This is a genomic window from Allobosea spartocytisi (assembly GCF_014764685.1).
Taxonomy (GTDB): domain Bacteria; phylum Pseudomonadota; class Alphaproteobacteria; order Rhizobiales; family Beijerinckiaceae; genus Allobosea; species Allobosea spartocytisi.
The window spans coordinates 1-16,610 of sequence record NZ_JACXWY010000033.1 but is presented as its reverse complement, the minus strand read 5'-3'; the positions used below and the strand labels follow the sequence as shown (position 1 = coordinate 16,610).

18 protein-coding genes are annotated in these 16,610 nt (G+C 66.9%); 8 read left to right on the top strand and 10 right to left on the bottom strand.

From position 1 onward, the window contains the following. Positions 1-48 precede the first annotated feature (48 nt). From IED13_RS26525 to IED13_RS26510, 4 genes are read right to left on the bottom strand one after another with little or no spacing between them, the layout of a single operon-like run. Positions 49-1,191, bottom strand: coding sequence for an ABC transporter permease (locus IED13_RS26525; protein WP_191125946.1), 1,143 nt, complete (start codon positions 1,189-1,191; stop codon positions 49-51). Then, positions 1,188-2,081: an ABC transporter ATP-binding protein gene (locus IED13_RS26520; protein ID WP_191125956.1), complete on the bottom strand. Its 894-nt coding sequence runs from the start codon at positions 2,079-2,081 to the stop codon at positions 1,188-1,190. The genes IED13_RS26525 and IED13_RS26520 overlap by 4 nt, the downstream gene beginning before the upstream one ends. Before the next feature lie 29 nt (positions 2,082-2,110). Then, entirely contained in the window at positions 2,111-3,070 is a 960-nt protein-coding gene (locus IED13_RS26515) for an HlyD family secretion protein (RefSeq protein ID WP_191125945.1), read from the bottom strand. After that, on the bottom strand, positions 3,067-3,729 hold the full coding sequence (locus tag IED13_RS26510; RefSeq protein ID WP_191125944.1) for a CerR family C-terminal domain-containing protein: 663 nt from the start codon (positions 3,727-3,729) through the stop codon (positions 3,067-3,069). The genes IED13_RS26515 and IED13_RS26510 overlap by 4 nt, the downstream gene beginning before the upstream one ends. Positions 3,730-3,889: 160 nt before the next feature. On the opposite strand from IED13_RS26510, the gene IED13_RS26505 reads away from it, so the two are divergent. The 3 genes from IED13_RS26505 to dksA all read left to right on the top strand — a co-directional run bounded on the left by IED13_RS26505 (position 3,890) and on the right by dksA (position 6,873). After that, a complete protein-coding gene (locus IED13_RS26505; RefSeq protein ID WP_191125943.1) occupies positions 3,890-5,263 on the top strand; it encodes an MBOAT family O-acyltransferase in 1,374 nt (457 codons plus the stop codon). A 10-nt stretch (positions 5,264-5,273) separates the two neighbouring features. Continuing rightward, complete coding sequence (locus tag IED13_RS26500) at positions 5,274-6,266, top strand: hypothetical protein (RefSeq protein WP_191125942.1); 993 nt, start codon at positions 5,274-5,276, stop codon at positions 6,264-6,266. Positions 6,267-6,450: 184 nt separating this feature from the next. After that, the gene (gene dksA / locus IED13_RS26495) at positions 6,451-6,873 is read left to right on the top strand and encodes an RNA polymerase-binding protein DksA (protein WP_038358616.1); all 423 of its coding nucleotides are present in this window, start codon (positions 6,451-6,453) and stop codon (positions 6,871-6,873) included. Between the two features lie 134 nt (positions 6,874-7,007). On the opposite strand, the gene IED13_RS26490 is transcribed toward dksA, so the two are convergent. Beyond that, complete coding sequence (locus IED13_RS26490) at positions 7,008-7,934, bottom strand: LysR family transcriptional regulator ArgP (RefSeq protein WP_191125941.1); 927 nt, start codon at positions 7,932-7,934, stop codon at positions 7,008-7,010. 68 nt (positions 7,935-8,002) lie between these two features. On the opposite strand from IED13_RS26490, the gene IED13_RS26485 reads away from it, so the two are divergent. Continuing rightward, positions 8,003-8,629 (top strand): LysE/ArgO family amino acid transporter, encoded by a 627-nt coding sequence (locus IED13_RS26485; RefSeq protein WP_038358618.1) that lies wholly within the window; start codon positions 8,003-8,005, stop codon positions 8,627-8,629. 166 nt (positions 8,630-8,795) lie between these two features. Here the strand turns inward: IED13_RS26485 and IED13_RS26480 are convergent, their stop codons facing one another. After that, positions 8,796-9,989 (bottom strand): MFS transporter, encoded by a 1,194-nt coding sequence (locus IED13_RS26480; RefSeq protein ID WP_248312787.1) that lies wholly within the window; start codon positions 9,987-9,989, stop codon positions 8,796-8,798. A 230-nt stretch (positions 9,990-10,219) separates the two neighbouring features. On the opposite strand from IED13_RS26480, the gene IED13_RS26475 reads away from it, so the two are divergent. Continuing rightward, entirely contained in the window at positions 10,220-10,669 is a 450-nt protein-coding gene (locus IED13_RS26475; protein WP_133563292.1) for a winged helix-turn-helix transcriptional regulator, read from the top strand. A 176-nt stretch (positions 10,670-10,845) separates the two neighbouring features. Here the strand turns inward: IED13_RS26475 and flgH are convergent, their stop codons facing one another. From flgH to flgF, 4 genes are read right to left on the bottom strand one after another with little or no spacing between them, the layout of a single operon-like run. Further along, on the bottom strand, positions 10,846-11,598 hold the full coding sequence (flgH, locus tag IED13_RS26470; RefSeq protein ID WP_112764502.1) for a flagellar basal body L-ring protein FlgH: 753 nt from the start codon (positions 11,596-11,598) through the stop codon (positions 10,846-10,848). Between the two features lie 20 nt (positions 11,599-11,618). After that, positions 11,619-12,701: a flagellar basal body P-ring formation chaperone FlgA gene (gene flgA / locus IED13_RS29425; RefSeq protein ID WP_191125939.1), complete on the bottom strand. Its 1,083-nt coding sequence runs from the start codon at positions 12,699-12,701 to the stop codon at positions 11,619-11,621. Positions 12,702-12,718: 17 nt separating this feature from the next. Then, on the bottom strand, positions 12,719-13,510 hold the full coding sequence (gene flgG, locus IED13_RS26460; RefSeq protein ID WP_038358621.1) for a flagellar basal-body rod protein FlgG: 792 nt from the start codon (positions 13,508-13,510) through the stop codon (positions 12,719-12,721). 20 nt (positions 13,511-13,530) lie between these two features. Then, on the bottom strand, positions 13,531-14,274 hold the full coding sequence (gene flgF / locus IED13_RS26455; RefSeq protein WP_038358622.1) for a flagellar basal-body rod protein FlgF: 744 nt from the start codon (positions 14,272-14,274) through the stop codon (positions 13,531-13,533). Positions 14,275-14,556: 282 nt separating this feature from the next. Between flgF and fliL the strand changes: the two genes are divergently transcribed. The 3 genes from fliL to IED13_RS26440 all read left to right on the top strand — a co-directional run. Continuing rightward, complete coding sequence (fliL, locus tag IED13_RS26450) at positions 14,557-15,060, top strand: flagellar basal body-associated protein FliL (protein WP_038358623.1); 504 nt, start codon at positions 14,557-14,559, stop codon at positions 15,058-15,060. A 46-nt stretch (positions 15,061-15,106) separates the two neighbouring features. After that, entirely contained in the window at positions 15,107-16,237 is a 1,131-nt protein-coding gene (gene fliM, locus IED13_RS26445; RefSeq protein ID WP_051987467.1) for a flagellar motor switch protein FliM, read from the top strand. Positions 16,238-16,248: 11 nt separating this feature from the next. Beyond that, positions 16,249-16,610, top strand: a 362-nt coding sequence (locus tag IED13_RS26440) for a DUF6468 domain-containing protein (RefSeq protein WP_191125938.1), incomplete at its 3' end; no start/stop codon positions are given.

Genomic DNA, 16,610 nt, shown 5'->3' with positions numbered 1-16,610 from the left:
ACTATCGCAGCGGCGTGTCCGCCGCCGTGATGGCGCCGGCAGCTTCCTTCAATCCAGCGTGCTCCGGAACCGCATCAGCGCGAAGCCCGCAAAGACCGGCACGAACAGGCTGAGATAGAACACCTCGTCGCCGATATCCCGCAGGCCGGCACCCTTCAGCATGATCGCCCGGATGATGCGCAGGAAATGCGTCAGCGGGAAGATTTCGCCCAGAGTCTGCGCCCAGCCCGGCATGCCGGCGAAAGGAAACATGAAGCCCGACAGCATCAGCGAAGGCAGGAAGAAGAAGAAGGTGAGCTGCATCGCCTGGAGCTGCGTGCGCGCCACCGTCGAGATGGTGTAGCCGAGCAGCACCAGGGCCAGCACGAAGATCAGCACGCAAGCGAGCAGCAGCCCGAGCCCGCCGAGGAAGGGCACCGCAAAGAGCAGCCGGGCCGCGCCGAGCACGATCACGACCTGGACGGCGCCGACGGCGAGATAGGGCAGCACCTTGCCGAGCATGATCTCGCCGGCCGTCACCGGCATGGCGAGCAGGTTCTCCATCGTGCCGCGCTCGACCTCGCGGGTCAGCGCCATCGCCGTCATCATCACCATCGTCATCTGCAGGATGACGCCGAGCAGACCGGGCACGATGTTGTATTGCGTGATGTTCTCGGGGTTGTAGCGGCGGTGGATGACGAAGGAGAGCCCGTCCCCGGCGGCGGCGGCCGGGTTCGTCTCGGGCTCGAGACCCTGGGTCCGCTGCAGCGCCCGGCTCGCGATCGCTCCCAGCGCCGAAACCGCGCCGCTCGCAGCGGCCGGGTCGGTCGCATCCGCCTCGACCAGGAGCTGCGGCTGGTCGTTCCGCTCGACCCGAACGCCGAAATCGCTGGGAATGGTGACGAGGAAGGAGATCTCGCCCTTCGCCATCAGGCTCTCGGCCTCCGCCGCGCTCTGCGGCCGTTCGCGGAAGCGGTAGTAGTTCGAGACCTCCAGCGCCGAGACGACGGCGCGGGTATAGCGGTCTTGGCCCAGCGCCAGGATCGCCGCCGGCAGGCCGCGCGGGTCGTTGTTGATGGCGTAGCCGAAAAGCAGGAGCTGGACGATCGGCACCGCCAGCATCATCGCGAAGGTGATGCGGTCGCGCCGCATCTGCACGAATTCCTTGGCCAGCATCGCGCCGAGCCGGCGCGGGGAGAATAGCGCGATCATGCCGCCCGCTCCCGCGCATCGCTCATGAACTTGATGAAGACGTCTTCCAGGCTGGTTTCGCCGGGCTCGACCTTGATGCCGGCTTCCCGCTTCAGCGGTTCGAGCGCCGCTTCCAGCTTGCCCCGGTCGGTGCCAACGACATGCAGCGTCGCGCCGAAAGGCGCGACCTGCTCGACCCCGTCGGCCGACGACAGAGCCTTCATCTGGGCGGGCTTCACCGCCCCGTGGACGACATAGGTGACGAGGCCCGAGCCGCGCACCACCTCCTCGACCGTCCCCGTCGCCAGCATACGGCCATAGGCGATGTAGCCGATGCGATGGCAGCGCTCGGCTTCGTCCATGTAATGGGTCGAGACCAGCACGGTCAGGCCGTCACCGGCGAGACGATGGATCTCGTCCCAGAACTCGCGCCGCGCCTTGGGGTCGACGCCGGCCGTCGGCTCGTCGAGCAGCAGCAGCCTGGGCTGGTGCATGATGCAGGCGGCGAGTGCGAGCCGCTGCTTCCAGCCGCCCGAGAGCGTGCCGGCGAGCTGGTCCTTGCGCGAGGTCAGGCCCAGTCCATCGAGCGTCTTCGCCACCGCCTCATCGACCGGATCGAGCTCGTAGAGCCGGGCCACGAAGGTCAGATTCTCGGCGATGGTCAGGTCTTCGTAGAAGGAGAAGCGCTGCGTCATGTAGCCGACCTGACGCTTGATCGCCGCGCTCTGCGTGCGAACGTCGAGCCCGAGCACGGTGCCCTCCCCGGCATCGGGCCTGAGCAACCCGCAGATCATCCGGATCGTCGTCGTCTTGCCCGAGCCGTTGGGGCCGAGGAAGCCGACGATCTCGCCGGTCGCAACCGCCAGATCGACATCGTCCACCACCGTGCGCTGGCCGAAGCGCTTGGTCATGCCGTGCACGTCGATGGCGAGGCTCGTGCTCACCGCTGCCCCCGCAAGGTGACATCGACGATCTGCCCCGGCTGCAGCGCCGATTGCGATCCGCCATCCGGCCGCGCCTCGACGAGATAGACGAGCTTCTGGCGTGTCTGCTCCGAATAGATCACCGGCGGCGTGAATTCGGGCTCCGGCGAGACATAGGTCACCGACGCCGTCAGGCCGGGCGCGCAGCCGTCGCAGCGGACCTGCAACGGCATGCCGGGCTTCACGCTGGAGATCCAGCTTTCCGGGACATAGAGCATCAGCTTGGCCGCCCCGTCCGGCAGCAGCAGCACGACCGGCGCACTCGGCCCCGCGAGCTCCCCGACGCGCCGCAGCACGTCGCTGACGCGGCCGGCCGAGGGCGCCACGAGGCGGCGCTGCTCCAGCCGCCAGCGTGCCTGTGCCAGCGTGGCCTTCGCCTGCTCGACCGCGTTCCCGCTCGCCTTGATCTCGTCGGGGCGGGCCGGCAGCTTCGCGACGGCGAGATTGGCGGCATTCTGGCGCACGCTCGCGGCGGCGACATCGCGCGCCGTTTCCGCCTGGTCGAAATCGGCCTGGGTCGAGACGCCGCGCCGCAGCAGATCCTGCCGGCGGTCCAGCGCCCGCTCGGCCTCGCGCTGCTGCGCCTGGGCCGAGGCAAGGTTGGCCTCGATCACCGCGATCTCTTCCGGCCGCTTGCCGCTGCGCAGATTGTCGAGCTGCGCCTGGGCCTGCACCAGCCGCGCTTCGCTCTCCCGGAGGCTGTGCTCCGCATCGGTCGTTTCCAGAGCGGCGACGAGCTTGCCGGCCTCGACGCGATCGCCCCGGCGCACGTCGATCCGCTCGATCCGGGCCGTGTCGATAGGGCCCATCCGCACATATTCGCCTTCGACATAGCCGGCGATGCGCACCGTATCCGGCGCGCAGGCGCCGAAGGTGGAGGCGATGAAGGCGACCTTGCACAGAAATCCGAGGATCATGGGCGTTCTCCCCGCGCTGCGAGAATCGTGGCGGTGACGGCCGAGCGGATGCTGCCCGCGATCGCCCTCTCCTCCGCCTCGCCAATGCCGCTCCAGCCCATGCGCCGCGTCACCGCAGGGCGCGCCAGGCGGAAATACAGGAGCTGCCCGATCATCGCGAAAACGCCGATGCGGGTGCGTTCGGCCTCCGCCTCCATGCCGGTCGCGGCGGCCCAGAGGCGGCAGAGGCGGCCATGAACCGGCCCGACCAGCCCTTCGTAGAGGATGTCGAAGGCCGGGCTCGGCTCCATCATCTCGCGCACCACGAAGCGGGCGATCGCCTCGCTTTCCGGGTTGCGGACGATGAAGGTCGTCGCGCGGCCGACGAGCGCGAGAATCGCCTCCAGCGCCGCATCCGGCCCGAGATCGACCGGCACGGGTGGCGGCGCAGCATCTCCGAGCAGCCTTTGCCGGATGGTCTCGACGACGGATTGCGCGCAGGCCTCGCGCAGCCCGCCCTTGCCACCGAAATGATAGGCGATGCCCGCGCTGTTGACGCTCGCAGCCTGGGCGATCTGCCGGATCGAGCTCGCCTCGAAGCCGTGCCGCCCGAACAGATCCAGCCCAGCCCTGATCAGAGCCGTGCGGGTTCCTTGATCGTCGAGAGAGAGCCCTAGCATGGCGCAAGCGTACCATAATCACCAAATTCAATCAATCGATTGATTGAATTTGGTGGCACTCCCTTGCACCGCGAGGTCGGAACAAGCGCGTCGATGCATCACATGACTCGCCGGAAATATTGGTCTAAGGCGGAAACCATCCTTTCAATCCGCCTGCCAGATGCTCTTCAATTCGTTCGTCTTCCTGCTTGCCTTCCTGCCGCTGGCGCTCGCCCTGCATGGGCTGGCGGAGCGCTTCGCGCCGCGCCTGCGCCTGCCGGTGCTGGTGCTGCTCTCCTTCGCCTTCTACGGCTACTGGGACTGGCGCTTCCTGCCGCTGCTGGTCCTGTCCATCGGCGTGAACTGGCTGATCGCGGAAAGCTTTCAGAAGACCAAGGCCAGCGGGCTGATCACGCTCGCAATCCTGCTCAACCTCGCCGTTCTGGCGGTGTTCAAGTACTTCAACTTCTTCGCCGATCTCGCTGGAATGATTCCCGGATTGCCAGCGCCGAAATTCGACATCGCGCTGCCGCTCGGCATCTCCTTCTTCACCTTCCACCACATCATGTACCTGACGGATCTGCGGCGCGGCGAGGCGCCGCGCTACGATCTCGTCCGCTACGCGCTCTACATCGCCTTCTTCCCGCAGGTGCTCGCCGGCCCGCTGGTGCGCTGGCGCGAGATCATGCACCAGCTCGACGAGCGCCCCTATCAGCGGCCCGACGCCGCCGAGCGCATCGGGCGCGGGCTGATGCTGCTGACCCTCGGCCTCGCCAAGAAGGTGCTGATCGGCGACCCGCTGTCGGAATACGCCAACCCGGTCTTCGCGGCCGCCGCGGCCGGCAAGGTTGTCAGCGTGATGGAAGCCTGGCAGGGGACTCTCGCCTTCACCTTCCAGATCTATTTCGACTTCTCCGGCTATACCGACATGGCGCTGGGCCTCGCCCTGCTCTTCGGCGTCGTGCTGCCGCAGAATTTCGAGGCGCCCTATCGCTCGGTCTCGATCCAGGATTTCTGGCGGCGCTGGCACATGACGCTCTCGCGCTTCCTGCGCGATTATCTCTACATCCCGCTCGGCGGCTCACGCTCCGGCCTGCCGACCCAGCTCTGGGCGCTCTTCGCCACCATGGCGCTCGGCGGCCTCTGGCACGGGGCCGGCCTCCACTTCGTCGCCTGGGGCGTCGCGCATGGGCTGGCGCTGATCGTCGCCCTGTTCTGGCGTCGCGCCGGGCTGCCGATGCCCGCCCCGCTCGGCTGGCTCCTGACCTTCCTCTTCGTGGTGCTGTGTTGGGTCCTGTTCCGCGCCACGAGCTTCGACGCGGCGGTGACCATCTACAAGGGGCTGTTCGGCCTCGCACCCATCGGAACCGGCCTCAAATGGCGCGCGCTGCTGCCGGCCGCCGCCTTCGCCATCATCGGCCCGACAGCCTGGAGCCTCGTTCACAAGCTGCCGCCGGCCCGCTGGATCGCCGTGCTGAGCGGCCTCCTGTTCGTCATCATCCTGCTCAAGATCGGCGAAGACGCCAATTATGAGTTTATCTACTTCCAGTTCTGAAACCCCGGGCATGGCCGGGCGGACGCAATGGGAGCGCTTCACCGCGACGCTGCTCGCTGCCGCGACGCTGTTCGCCGCCGTCTTCCTCGTTACGGCCTTCCTGCTCGACCCCTATGATACCGGCCGCTCACCGCTGAAGCTCAAGGAGGGCGTGCGCCCGCAGGGACCGCGCACCGCTCTGGCGAGCCGCGGCCGCGACCCGCAATTCACCGGCGCGATCTTCGGCAACTCGCATGTCCAGCTCCTCTCGCCGGAGCATCTAAAGGCGAAGACCGACATCCCCTTCGTCTCACTGGTGGCCCCCGCGACGCGCCCGAAGGAGATCATATTCACCATCGACTGGTTCCTGCGCCATCACCAGGCGACGCCCCCGCAGGCGATCGTCGTCGGCGTCGACGCGTTCTGGTGCACGCCGGACCCGGCTCTGCCGAACGACAAGTCCTTTCCGTTCTGGCTGCTCAGCCGCAGCCTGACAGCATATCTCGCCAAGCTGATGCGCTACGATTTGGTCGAGGAGATCCCGCGGCGGATCGCCTATCTGACTTCGTCCACGGCCGAGCGCGGCCGGCCCGACGGGTACTGGGACTATGAGGCAAGCTACCGTGCCCAGGGCTATGCGACCCGGCCCGATCTGCGCGAGATGCTCGAAACGCCGGTCGAGACCGGCGGCGGCAATGCCAACGGCCCCTTCCCCGCTGCAGCCGCCCTCGAGGCGATGATGAAATCGGCCCCGCCCGAGACAAAGCTCATCCTCGTTCGGCCGCCGGTCTATGTCTCGGCTCTTCCCAAACCGGGCACGCCTGACGGCTCGGCCGAGGCCGCCTGCCTCAAGGCCTTCAGCGATTTCGCGGCCCGCAGGCCCCGCACCACCTTGCTGAACTGGCGCATCGACCGCCCTGAACTGCACGATTCGAATCTCTTCTTCGACCACACACATTACCGTCAGCCGATCGCCCGGCTGATTGAGGACGACATCGTCGCAGCGATCCGGGCGATGGATTGAGGCGGATTCGGCTGAAAAGCCGGCAGAATCCGCCTTTTGACCGACGTCAATCACGAAGCGGTTGAAGCTGTGTCGGAAGCGATTGTTCCGCTTGAAACGGATCGCTATAAGGGCGCGAAATCGGCTCACCCTCCCGCGGCAAAGCCGAAGGGCGCGTGAGCGGACAACGCAAGAGAGCGCGCCCATGTCGAAGCAGATCATCCTCGATGCGGACTACAAGCCGAGCGATGACGAGCCGTTCATGAACGACCGTCAACGCGAGTATTTCCGTGGCAAGCTCCTCGCCTGGAAGGACGAGATCCTGAAGGAGGCGAAGGAGACCCTCGTCGCCCTGCAGAGCGAGAGCGAGAACCACCCCGACATCGCCGACCGGGCCTCCTCCGAGACCGACCGCGCCATCGAACTGCGCGCCCGGGACCGCCAGCGCAAGCTCATCGCCAAGATCGATTCGGCGATCGCCCGCATCGACGACGGCTCCTACGGCTATTGCGAGGAAACCGGCGAGCCGATCTCGCTGAAGCGCCTCGAAGCCCGCCCGATCGCCACGCTCTCGCTGGAAGCCCAGGAGCGCCACGAGCGCAACGAGCGGGTCTTCAGGGACGATTGAGTCGCGGCAGACAGTCTTCCGGCATTCTCTAAAAGGCCCCATGCCCACAGGCATGGGGCCTTTTGCGTCGGTAGCCGGGCATCGGAAACCCGATAGACTCACCCGCCGGAAAACATCGGATACCCGGACAGCGGTCAGTCGTGCCCGGGAAGCTGCTCCGGCGCTTGAACCGGCGCCAGCCTTCGGGCCGCGACGGAGCGCACGGCGTCCGTCAATCGATCGAGCAGCCGAGCCGTCAGTCTCGTGCGCTGCCAGTAGAGCGTGACGGCGATCCGCCGGTGGGGCGGCAATTCGATCAGCCTTCCGGAATCGAGCAGGGGCAACGCGAGGGGCAAAGGCGCCATCGACCAGCCCAGACCCGCCAGCGTCATGTCCAGCATGCCTTGGGTCGACGGCGTCCAATGGATCGCGGATGAAATCTCCGTTCCCCAGGCCGCCCGCGCCCAGCGGGACTGCAACTCGTCCCGCCGGTCGAAGCGCAGCACCGGAGCGCGCCGAAGGCCGGCCGCATCGACGCCCGCATCGAAGAACCGGCCCAGGAAATCGGGGCTGGCGACGGCCACATATTCGATAACGCCCAATGGATAAATCCTGCAGCCGACAACGGGAGTGGGATCGGCCGTGACCGCGGCCAGAACCTCGCCGGCGCGGAGACGCTCAGCCGTATGGGCCTCATCCTCGAGGACGAGGTCGAGCAGAGCGCCGGTCTCCGCTGCGAATTGCGTGGCCACCGCGGGAAACCACGTGCTGACGCTGTCCGCATTCACGGCGACACGCACCGTATGAGGCCCGGTTTCCTGACCGGCCAATCCGGGCAGGTCATGGACGACTTCGCTTTCGAGCAATCGGACCTGCTCCATATGGGCGCACAGCTTGGCGCCGATCGCAGTGGGGCGGCAGGGCGTACCTCTCGTCAGCAGGATTGCCCCGACCCGCTCCTCCAGCCCTTTGACGCGCTGGGAGATCGCCGAAGGCGTGACACAGAGTGCCGCAGCCGCCTTCTCGAAACTGCCCTCGCGCACCACGGCGGCAAGGGCCGCGAGGGACAGGTAGTCCAGCATTAGCATTCCTAAATCAGATTAAGAAAATTGAGCTATACTACATCGTCGCCTCGACGCATCAAGGCGGCATGACCACCGCTCTTCTATCCGCCTTCGCCAAAGGCTTCGCTCTATCCGCCGGGCTGATCATCGCGATCGGCGCCCAGAACATGTTCGTCCTTCGTCAGGGCCTCAAGCGCGAGCATGTCTGGCCGATCGTCCTGTTCTGCGCGGCCGCCGACGCGGTGCTGATCGTGGCGGGGGTCAGTGGTTTGGGGAGCATGCTCGCCGTCGTGCCGGGACTATCGCTGGCTCTCGGGCTGGGAGGCGCGGCGTTCCTCAGCTGGTATGGCGCCTCGGCTCTCCGGCGGGCGGCCCATCCGTCAGCGCTCACCGTTGACCGGCAGGCCAGCATCAGCCTCGGCGCCGCCATCGCCGGAACCGCCGCCTTCACCTTCCTGAACCCTCATGTCTACATCGACACGGTGATGCTGATGGGCGCGGTCGGCGCGAGTCTCCCGCCGACGGAGCGTCTCCCCTTCATGGCTGGCGCCGTGATGGCCAGCTTTGCCTGGTTCGCGTCGCTGGGCTTTGGCGCCCGCTTCCTCGCCCCGCTCTTCTCGCGGCCTGGCGCATGGCGCGTCCTCGACCTCGCCATCGGCGTCATGATGCTGACGCTGGCAGCCAGTCTCGCCCGCAGCGCGCTCACGAATTGATGCCTGGGCTTCCTGTGGCCGACCTCTTCGGCGACAGGATCAGGTTGGACCATCCGCAAAAAGCCCCGCGTCGGGAGGACGCGGGGATTCTGGCCGCCTGCCTTTGAAGCTCGGGGAGCATGGTGGGCTGTCGGCGGCTCGGGAGGCCGCAGCGCCGTCCGCGCATCTAGCCGGAGATCCGTCTCGTCGCGGCTTCCGGGGTCGACTTCAGCGTGAGGGCCCAGAAGGCCAGTGTCGCGAGACTGATCAGCGCGCCCGCGGCGCACACGCCGGGCCAGCCCGCATGGGCATAGATGACGGTCGATGTCGAGGAACCGGCCGCGCTGCCGATCGAATAGAAGATCATATAAGCCGCCGTCAGGCGGTTCTGCGCATCGGGCCGCACCCGATAGATCATCGCCTGATTGGTGACATGGACGGCCTGAAGGCCGAAATCGATTACCAGCACCCCGACGATCAGCCACAGGATCGAATGCTGAAGCTGGGCTATCAGCAACCATGCCAGCAGCATCAGCGCGAGCGCGATCCCCGTTAGGCGTTGACCGTAGCCGCGATCGGTCCAGCGTCCCGCCCGCGTCGCCCCGAGCGCACCGGCGGCGCCCGCCAGACCGAAAAGACCGATCTCCGTATGGGACAGCGAGAAGGGCGGCGCGCTCAGCGGCAGGACGAGCGGGGCCAGCAAGGTCGTGATGTTGGCGAAGATCAGCATGGCGATGACCCCACGGATGCGCAGGGTGGGCTCCGTGACGATCAGGGTGACGAGCGACGCGATCAGACGCCCATAGGACAAGCCGGCGGGCTTGCGCTCCTGCCGCGGCAGCACTCTCCAGAGCAGCAGCACGATCGCCATCGTGAGAGCCGCAGAGACGAAATAGACCGTTCGCCAGCCGGACAGGTCGGTGAGAGACCCGGCAACGGTTCGCGCCAGCAGGATGCCGAGGACGATCCCGCTCGTGACCACGCCAACGATATGGCCGCGTTCCGACGGGCGCGCCAGGCTCGCGGCATAGGCGACCAGAGCCTGCGTCACGACGGCCAGAAGGCCCACCGCCGCCATCGAGGCGAGCAGCATCGCAGCCGAATGCGAGACACCGACACAGGCAAGAGCCAGCACGGACAGCAGGGACTGGCCGATGATCAGCTTGCGGCGATCGAGAAGATCCCCCAGCGGAACGAGCAGCAGCAGGCCGAGCCCATAACCCAACTGCGTGGCCCCGACGATCAGCCCGGCGACGCTGCGGGACAGATCGAGATCGTCGGCCATGACATCGAGCAGCGGGTGCGCGAAATAGGCGTTGGCAACGGCTAGCCCGCTCGCCGCGGCGAACAGCAAAATGGTGCGGCCATTCAGCGAAGGCATCTCGGGCGGCGCCTCCCCTGCGACCCGGTCCGCGGCCTGAACGGTCCCATCCCCGTTTGGAGGACGAACGCTCTCCTTCGCGGCGCTGGGCAGCGCCGCGTCCTGATCCAAATCCATTGCAGACCTCAGGTATCAGTTTTATGATGCAACCAAATCGGGCATAACGATATGAGTTTCATCATGCAACCAAAAAGAAGCGGATCGATCGCCCGCGGGTGGGGAACGGGCTGATGGTCGCTCGCAAGAGCCTCAAGGGGGATTACTGCCCCAGCGCGCGCTCCCTCGACGTGATCGGGGACTGGTGGTCGCTGCTGATCGTTCGCGATGCCTTCGACGGCATGACCCGCTTCAGCGAGTTTCAGAAAAGCCTCGGCATCGCCCGGAACATCCTGACCGATCGGCTGAAGACATTGGTCCAGAGCGGGATTCTCGACGCGGTTCCGCTGGGCGATGGCGGAACGCGCGTGGAATATCGCCTGACCGCCATGGGCAAGGACCTGTTCCCGGTCATGGTCGCGCTGCGCCAGTTCGGCGAGCGCCATCTCTTCGCGCCGGAGGAAAAGCATTCCCGCCTGGTCGAGCGCGAGACCGGCCAGCGCGTGAGCCTCGACGTGCGCACCGAGGACGGCCGCGCCATCGGGCCGGATCAGGCGGTGATCCTGAAGATCGAGGACGACTGACATGGAAAAGCCCCGCGTCGGGAGGACGCGGGGCTTCTGGCCGCTTGCCTTTGAAGCTTGGGGAGCGTGGCGGGCGGCCGGGGCTGTCGGCGGCTCGGGAGGAACCGCCGGCCGAACCGGAGCGGAGACAAGGGGGAGCGTTCCGCGCCGGCCGGATTTCGAAGGATCGGCGCGGCTCAGAAGGGCAGCAGGATATCCATCACCTGCTGGCCGTAGCGCGGCTGCTGGACATCGGTGATCTGGCCGCGGCCGCCATAGGCGATGCGGGCCTGGGCGATCTTGGTCGAATCGATGGTGTTGTCCGACTCGATGTCCTCCGGCCGGATGACGCCGGCGACGATCAGCTCGCGCACCTCGAAATTGACGCGGATCTCCTGCTTGCCCTCGATCACCAGGTTGCCGTTCGGCAGGTTCTGGGTGACCACCGCCGCGACATTGGTCGCCAGCGTCTCGGAACGGTTGATCGAGCCCGCGCCCTGGCTGGACGTGTCCGAATCGAGCTTGAGGAGCGAGTCGGCCTTGGCGCCGTCCGGCAGGAACTTGTCGAGCTTGTTCTCGAAGCCGAACGCGTTGGTCGCCCCGAAATCCTCGCCGTTCTTGCGCGAGCGTTGGGTCGTGTTGTTGAGCTGAGCCTTGTCGGTGACCTTGACCTTGACGGTGACGAGGTCGCCGACATTGCGGGCGCGCTGATCCTTGAAGAAGGCGCGCGAGCCGGTGCGCCAGAGCGAGTTCGGTGCGAAGGAGGCATGCTCCATCGCCGGCATCGGCATCTGGACGGGCTTGTAGCCCTTCGCGGCGGTCGGGTCCTCGACAGGCGAGAGTGTCGGGGCCTGCCCGACATTGGCGAGGCGGTCGCCGACGCCGCAGGCCCCGAGCGAGGCGGTCAGCAGCAAAAGGCCGGAGAGCTTGAGGATGCGGTTCGGGATCATGACGCTTTCCACGACGATACTCACTGGGCGCTGGCGATGCGGCCGATGGCCGGCTTGACCGAGACGCGGCCGGGGCCGGTGATGGTGCCCTGCAGCGTGCGCTTGGACTGGGGATTGGTGACGGAGACGACATCGCCCATCGCGCCGGACTCGTTCGTCCGGCCGCGCATGGTGATGAGCAGGCCCGGCCCCTCATAGACGATGGTGACGAGTTCGCCCTTGGCGACGATCTCCTCGCGTTGGACGTCGCCAGTGCGCAGCGGCACGCCGGCGAGCAAAGCCCGGCGCGCCACCTTGTCGATGGCGGCGCGGGAATCGCCGATCAGCTCGCTGCCCTGGCCGTCACGTGGGCGCCGCTCGACGATGACATCGTCCCGGCCCAGCGTCTCGCCGCGCGCGATCGCACGCTTGGGCACCACCACCTCGACCGTCTCGACGAGCTGGCCCAGGATGCGCAGCGGCTTCAGCCGCATGGCGGCGCTGCCGGGCACTGTGAGCCGCGCCTGGAGGCGCCGGCTGCGGGCATCGAAAGAGAGGTCGGACACGGCGATCTCGCCGGTCAGCTCCGGCTCGATCGCCACGGGCGGCGCGCCACCGTCGATCGCGAGCGCGAACATGCGGGCATCGACGCCGAAGCGCTCCTGCAGCCCGGCCTTCACCGCCGCTTCGATCTCGTTGGCGCCGATCCGCCGGGCGGCGCGGGTCACCACCACCTGAGCGAAACCCTGGCTCTCCAGCTCCGCCGCGTCCCGGATCACGCCCGCGGCACGGGCCGCCTCGACGATGCGGCCGACCTGGATCGTGCCGGTCTCGCCGAGCGCCGGCGCCCGGAAGGCGGCCATGCCGGCGAGATCGCCGGAAAGCCCCGAGATCAGGTCGCCATAGGTGACGAGGTCTCGAACGAGATTGAGCTCCGGCCGCAGGACGAGCCTGTGCGTGGGAACAGCGGCCACGGCCGGCGCCGGAGCAGCTTGCGTCGCGGCCGCCGAAGCGATGGCGACCGGAGCGGTCCCGCTCCGTGCGCGAGGCTGCTGCGCCAGCGCCGTGCCGGCGTCGAAGGCCGCGGCGGCGAGCAGCAATCCTGTGAGGGTGAGGCGGATCATGGTGCTGGCCCTCCCGATCAACCGCGGAACATCTGCGTCGTCGCCGACATCATCTGGTCGGCGGCGGTGATGACCTTGGAATTCATCTCGTAGGCGCGCTGGGCCGCGATCAGCGAGGAGAGCTCCGTGACCGCCTGAACATTCCCTTCTTCGAGGTAGTTCTGCTGCAGCGTGCCGAAGCCCTCCCCGCCGCCGAAGCCGTCGATCGGCTGGCCGGAGGCGGCCGTCTCGACGAACAAATTGTCGCCGATCGATTCGAGACCGACCTTGTTCACGAAGCGGGTGAGCTGGATCTGGCCGAGCTGCTGCGGCGCGGTCTGGCCCGGAATCGTCGCCTCGACGATGCCCTGGGCGTTGATGTTCACCGAGGCGGCGTTGTTCGGCACGGTGATGCCGGGCTCGACCAGGTAGCCGTCGCGGGTGACGAGCTGGCCCTGCGCATCGAGATCGAAGGAGCCATCGCGCGAATAGGTCGTCCGCCCGTCCGGCATGCGGATCTTGAAGAAGCCCTCGCCACGCAGCGCCAGATCGTAGGGCTTCTCGGTCGGGCTGATGTTGCCCTGCGTCATGACGCGGCCGGTCGAGACCGTCTTGACGCCCGAGCCGATGAAGGTGCCGGCCGGAACCTGCGTGTTCTGGTCCGAGCTGGCCGAGCCGGCGCGGCGGAAATTCTCGTAGAGCAGATCCTGGAAGTGAATCTGCTGGCGCTTGTAGCCGGTGGTCCGGACGTTGGCGATGTTGTTGGAGATGACCTGGACGTTCATCTCCTGGGCCATCATGCCGGTGGCGGCTGTCTGCATGGCGCGCATGGGAGGGGTTCCTTTCCGGCTCAGGCCTGCTGGTCAGCCAGGCGCGAGATCGCCTTGCTGCGCAGGTCGTCGGAGCGGCTGATCATGTTCGCGACGTTCTGGTAGGCGCGCTGCACCTCCATCAGCCGGGTGAGTTCGGTGACGGCCTTGACGTTCGAGCGCTCGATCGAGCCGGGCTCCAGCCGCGTGCCGGCCGGGACGGCCTGCGGCGGCGTCGGCGAGGAGAACAGGTTCGTCCCCTCGCTCACCAGCGCGGTCGGATTGGCGAAGCGGACCTGCCGGAGCTTGCCGCGCGTGCCCTGGTCGCTCGTCACCGTGCCGTCGGCGGCGATGCGCATGTCGAATTCGGTGTTGCCGAAGGTGATCGGCCCCGCCTCGCCCATCACGGTCTGGCCGGACTGCGTCACGAGCTGGCCCTGGCGATTGATCGTCAGCGAGCCGGCGCGGGTGTAGCGCTCGCCGCCGGCCGTCTGCACGACCAGGAAGTTGTCGCCTTTCAGCGCGACATCGAGCGGGTTGCCGGTGAACTCGGTCGCGCCCTGCGAAAGGTCGAGCGGCGTGCCCTTGTCGATGACATAGGACAGCGCCTGGTCGGCCGGCTTGAAGGCCTCGGCCTTGGCTTTCGGCATGACGAATTCGCTAAAGCGCGCGCTGCGCGCCTTGAATCCGCTCGTGCCGACATTCGCCATGTTGTTGGCGATGACGTCCAGCTCCCGCGACAGGGCGACCTGGCGCGAAAGGCCGATGAGAGAGGCGTTCTCCACGGCTTAACTCCCGATATGTCCCGCGGCGACCTCGACGCTCCCCAGCGCAGTCGCCACACCGGACACTCGGCAAGCGCCGTGCCAGCATGGTTAACTCAGGCAACATATTGATTTAAAACGTCTTTCTTGGCACCGCATCAATGCCGACACCCGGCACAACCGTTCGCAACGGCAAGAATGGCCCGGCAAAATCTGCCGCCCTTAACGGGACGTTAACCGTGATTGGAGATGGTGCGGGAGAGGTCGGCAGGACGCCGGCCGGACGGCCCGGGGCTGAAGCAGATGGCGAAGAAAGCCAAGACCGAAGACGAAGGCGCCTCGGGCCAGGAAGCGGCGAAAGGCGGCAAGAAGAAGCTCGTCATCGTCATTGCCGCCGTCGCCTTGCTGGCCGCCGCCGGCGGCGGAGGCTACTGGTTCCTGTTCAAGCGGCCCTCGGCAGAGCAGGCCGCAGAGGCGGCCGCCAAGGTCAAGAAGCCCGCCACCTTCCTCGAAATGAAGGACATGATGATCGGCATGTCGAATGGCGGCCAGCAGGACCGTCAGCCGATCATGAAGATCAAGGTCGTGCTCGAGATCGGCGACGCCAAGGTCTCCGAGGAGGTCAAGCCGCTGCTGCCGCGCGTCGAGGACGCCTTCCAGATCTTCATGCGCGAATTGCGCCCCTCCGACCTCGATGGCTCGGCCGGGATGTATCGGCTGAAGGAGGAGCTCCTGCGCCGGGTCAACATGACGGTCTACCCCGCCAAGGTGGACGCCGTTCTGTTCAAGGAATTGCTGGTGCAATGAGCGCCTCCAATCGCCCCGACGACCGCAACGAAGTGACGGCATCCCGATGAGCCTCGAACGCGACAATCCGGATAAGCCCCGCGACCAGCCGCTGACGCCCGAGACGATGGCGGCAGAGTGGTCGACGATGCCCGCCACCTTCGAGGAGGATGGCGAGCAGGAAGGCGGCACCGACCGCCTGATGTCGCAGGACGAAATCGACACGATGCTCGGTTTCTCCAGCGCCGAGGATAGCGCCTCGCGCAACGGCATCCAGGCGATCGTCGATTCCGGTTCGGTCGCCTATGAGCGCCTGCCGATGCTCGAGATCATCTTCGAGCGTCTCGTGCGCCTGCTCTCGACCAGCCTGCGCAACTTCTTCACCGACAATGTCGAGGTGACGCTGGAGAGCATTCGCTCGGTGCGCTTCGGCGACTACGTCAACTCGATCTCGCAGCCGGCGCTGCTCTCGGTGTTCAAGGCCGAGGAATGGGATAATTTCGGCCTCGTCACCATCGAGACCGCCCTCACCTATTCGGTGCTGGACACGATGTTCGGCGGCAAGCGCGGCCAGCCCGCCCCGCGCGTCGATGGCCGCCCCTTCACCTCGATCGAGATCCAGCTGATCCGCCGCGTCATCCAGCTCGTGCTTGGCGACGCCGAGGCCGCCTTCAAGCCGCTCTCGCCGGTGACCTTCACCATCGACCGGGTGGAGTCGAACCCGCGCTTCGTCTCGATCTCGCGGCCGGCCAATGCCGCGATCCGCGTCGAGCTGAAGTTCGACATGGAAGGCCGGGGCGGCTCGCTGCACATCCTCCTGCCCTATGCGACCATCGAGCCGATCCGTGAATTGCTGCTCGAAAGCTTCATGGGTGAGAAGCTCGGGCGCGATCCGATCTGGGAAAACCACCTCGCCACCGAGGTCTGGCAGGCCGATGTCGACGTCACCTGCGTGCTGCACGAAACCCGGATGCCGCTGAAGCGCGTGATGCAGCTCGAGATCGGCGACACGCTGATGTTCGACGCCCGCCCGGACTCGGCCGTGTCGCTGCGCTGCGGCGACTTCATGGTGACCGAGGGGCGCGTCGGCCGGGTCGACGGCAAGATCGCCGTGCAGGTCACAAGCCCGCTGCGGCGCTCCAAGACCACGCTCGCCGCCTTCGACAGTCTCGCCAGCCATCTCGGCGCCACCAACTGAGCAGGACAGCCATGACGATCAACCTCATCGCCGATGCGCTCGTCGCCAGCCTGCTCGTCGCCACCATCATCACCTGCTACATCCTGGCCAAGCGCATCGAGCGGCTGAAGGCGGACGAGGCCGGGATGCGCCAGACCGTCGGCGCGCTCGTCACCGCGACCGACAATGCCGAACGCGCCATCGCCGGCCTCAAGAACACGCTCGGCGACTGCGACCGCACGCTGGAGGAGCGCCTGCGCACCGCCGAGCGCTACGCCGCCGACCTCGCCGCGCAGGTCGAGGCCGGCCAGGCCGTCATGGAGCGCATCGGCCAGATCGTCAGCGCCGCCGCCCTCGTCGCGAAGCCGGTAGCCGAAGCGCAGCCGCCCGCCCC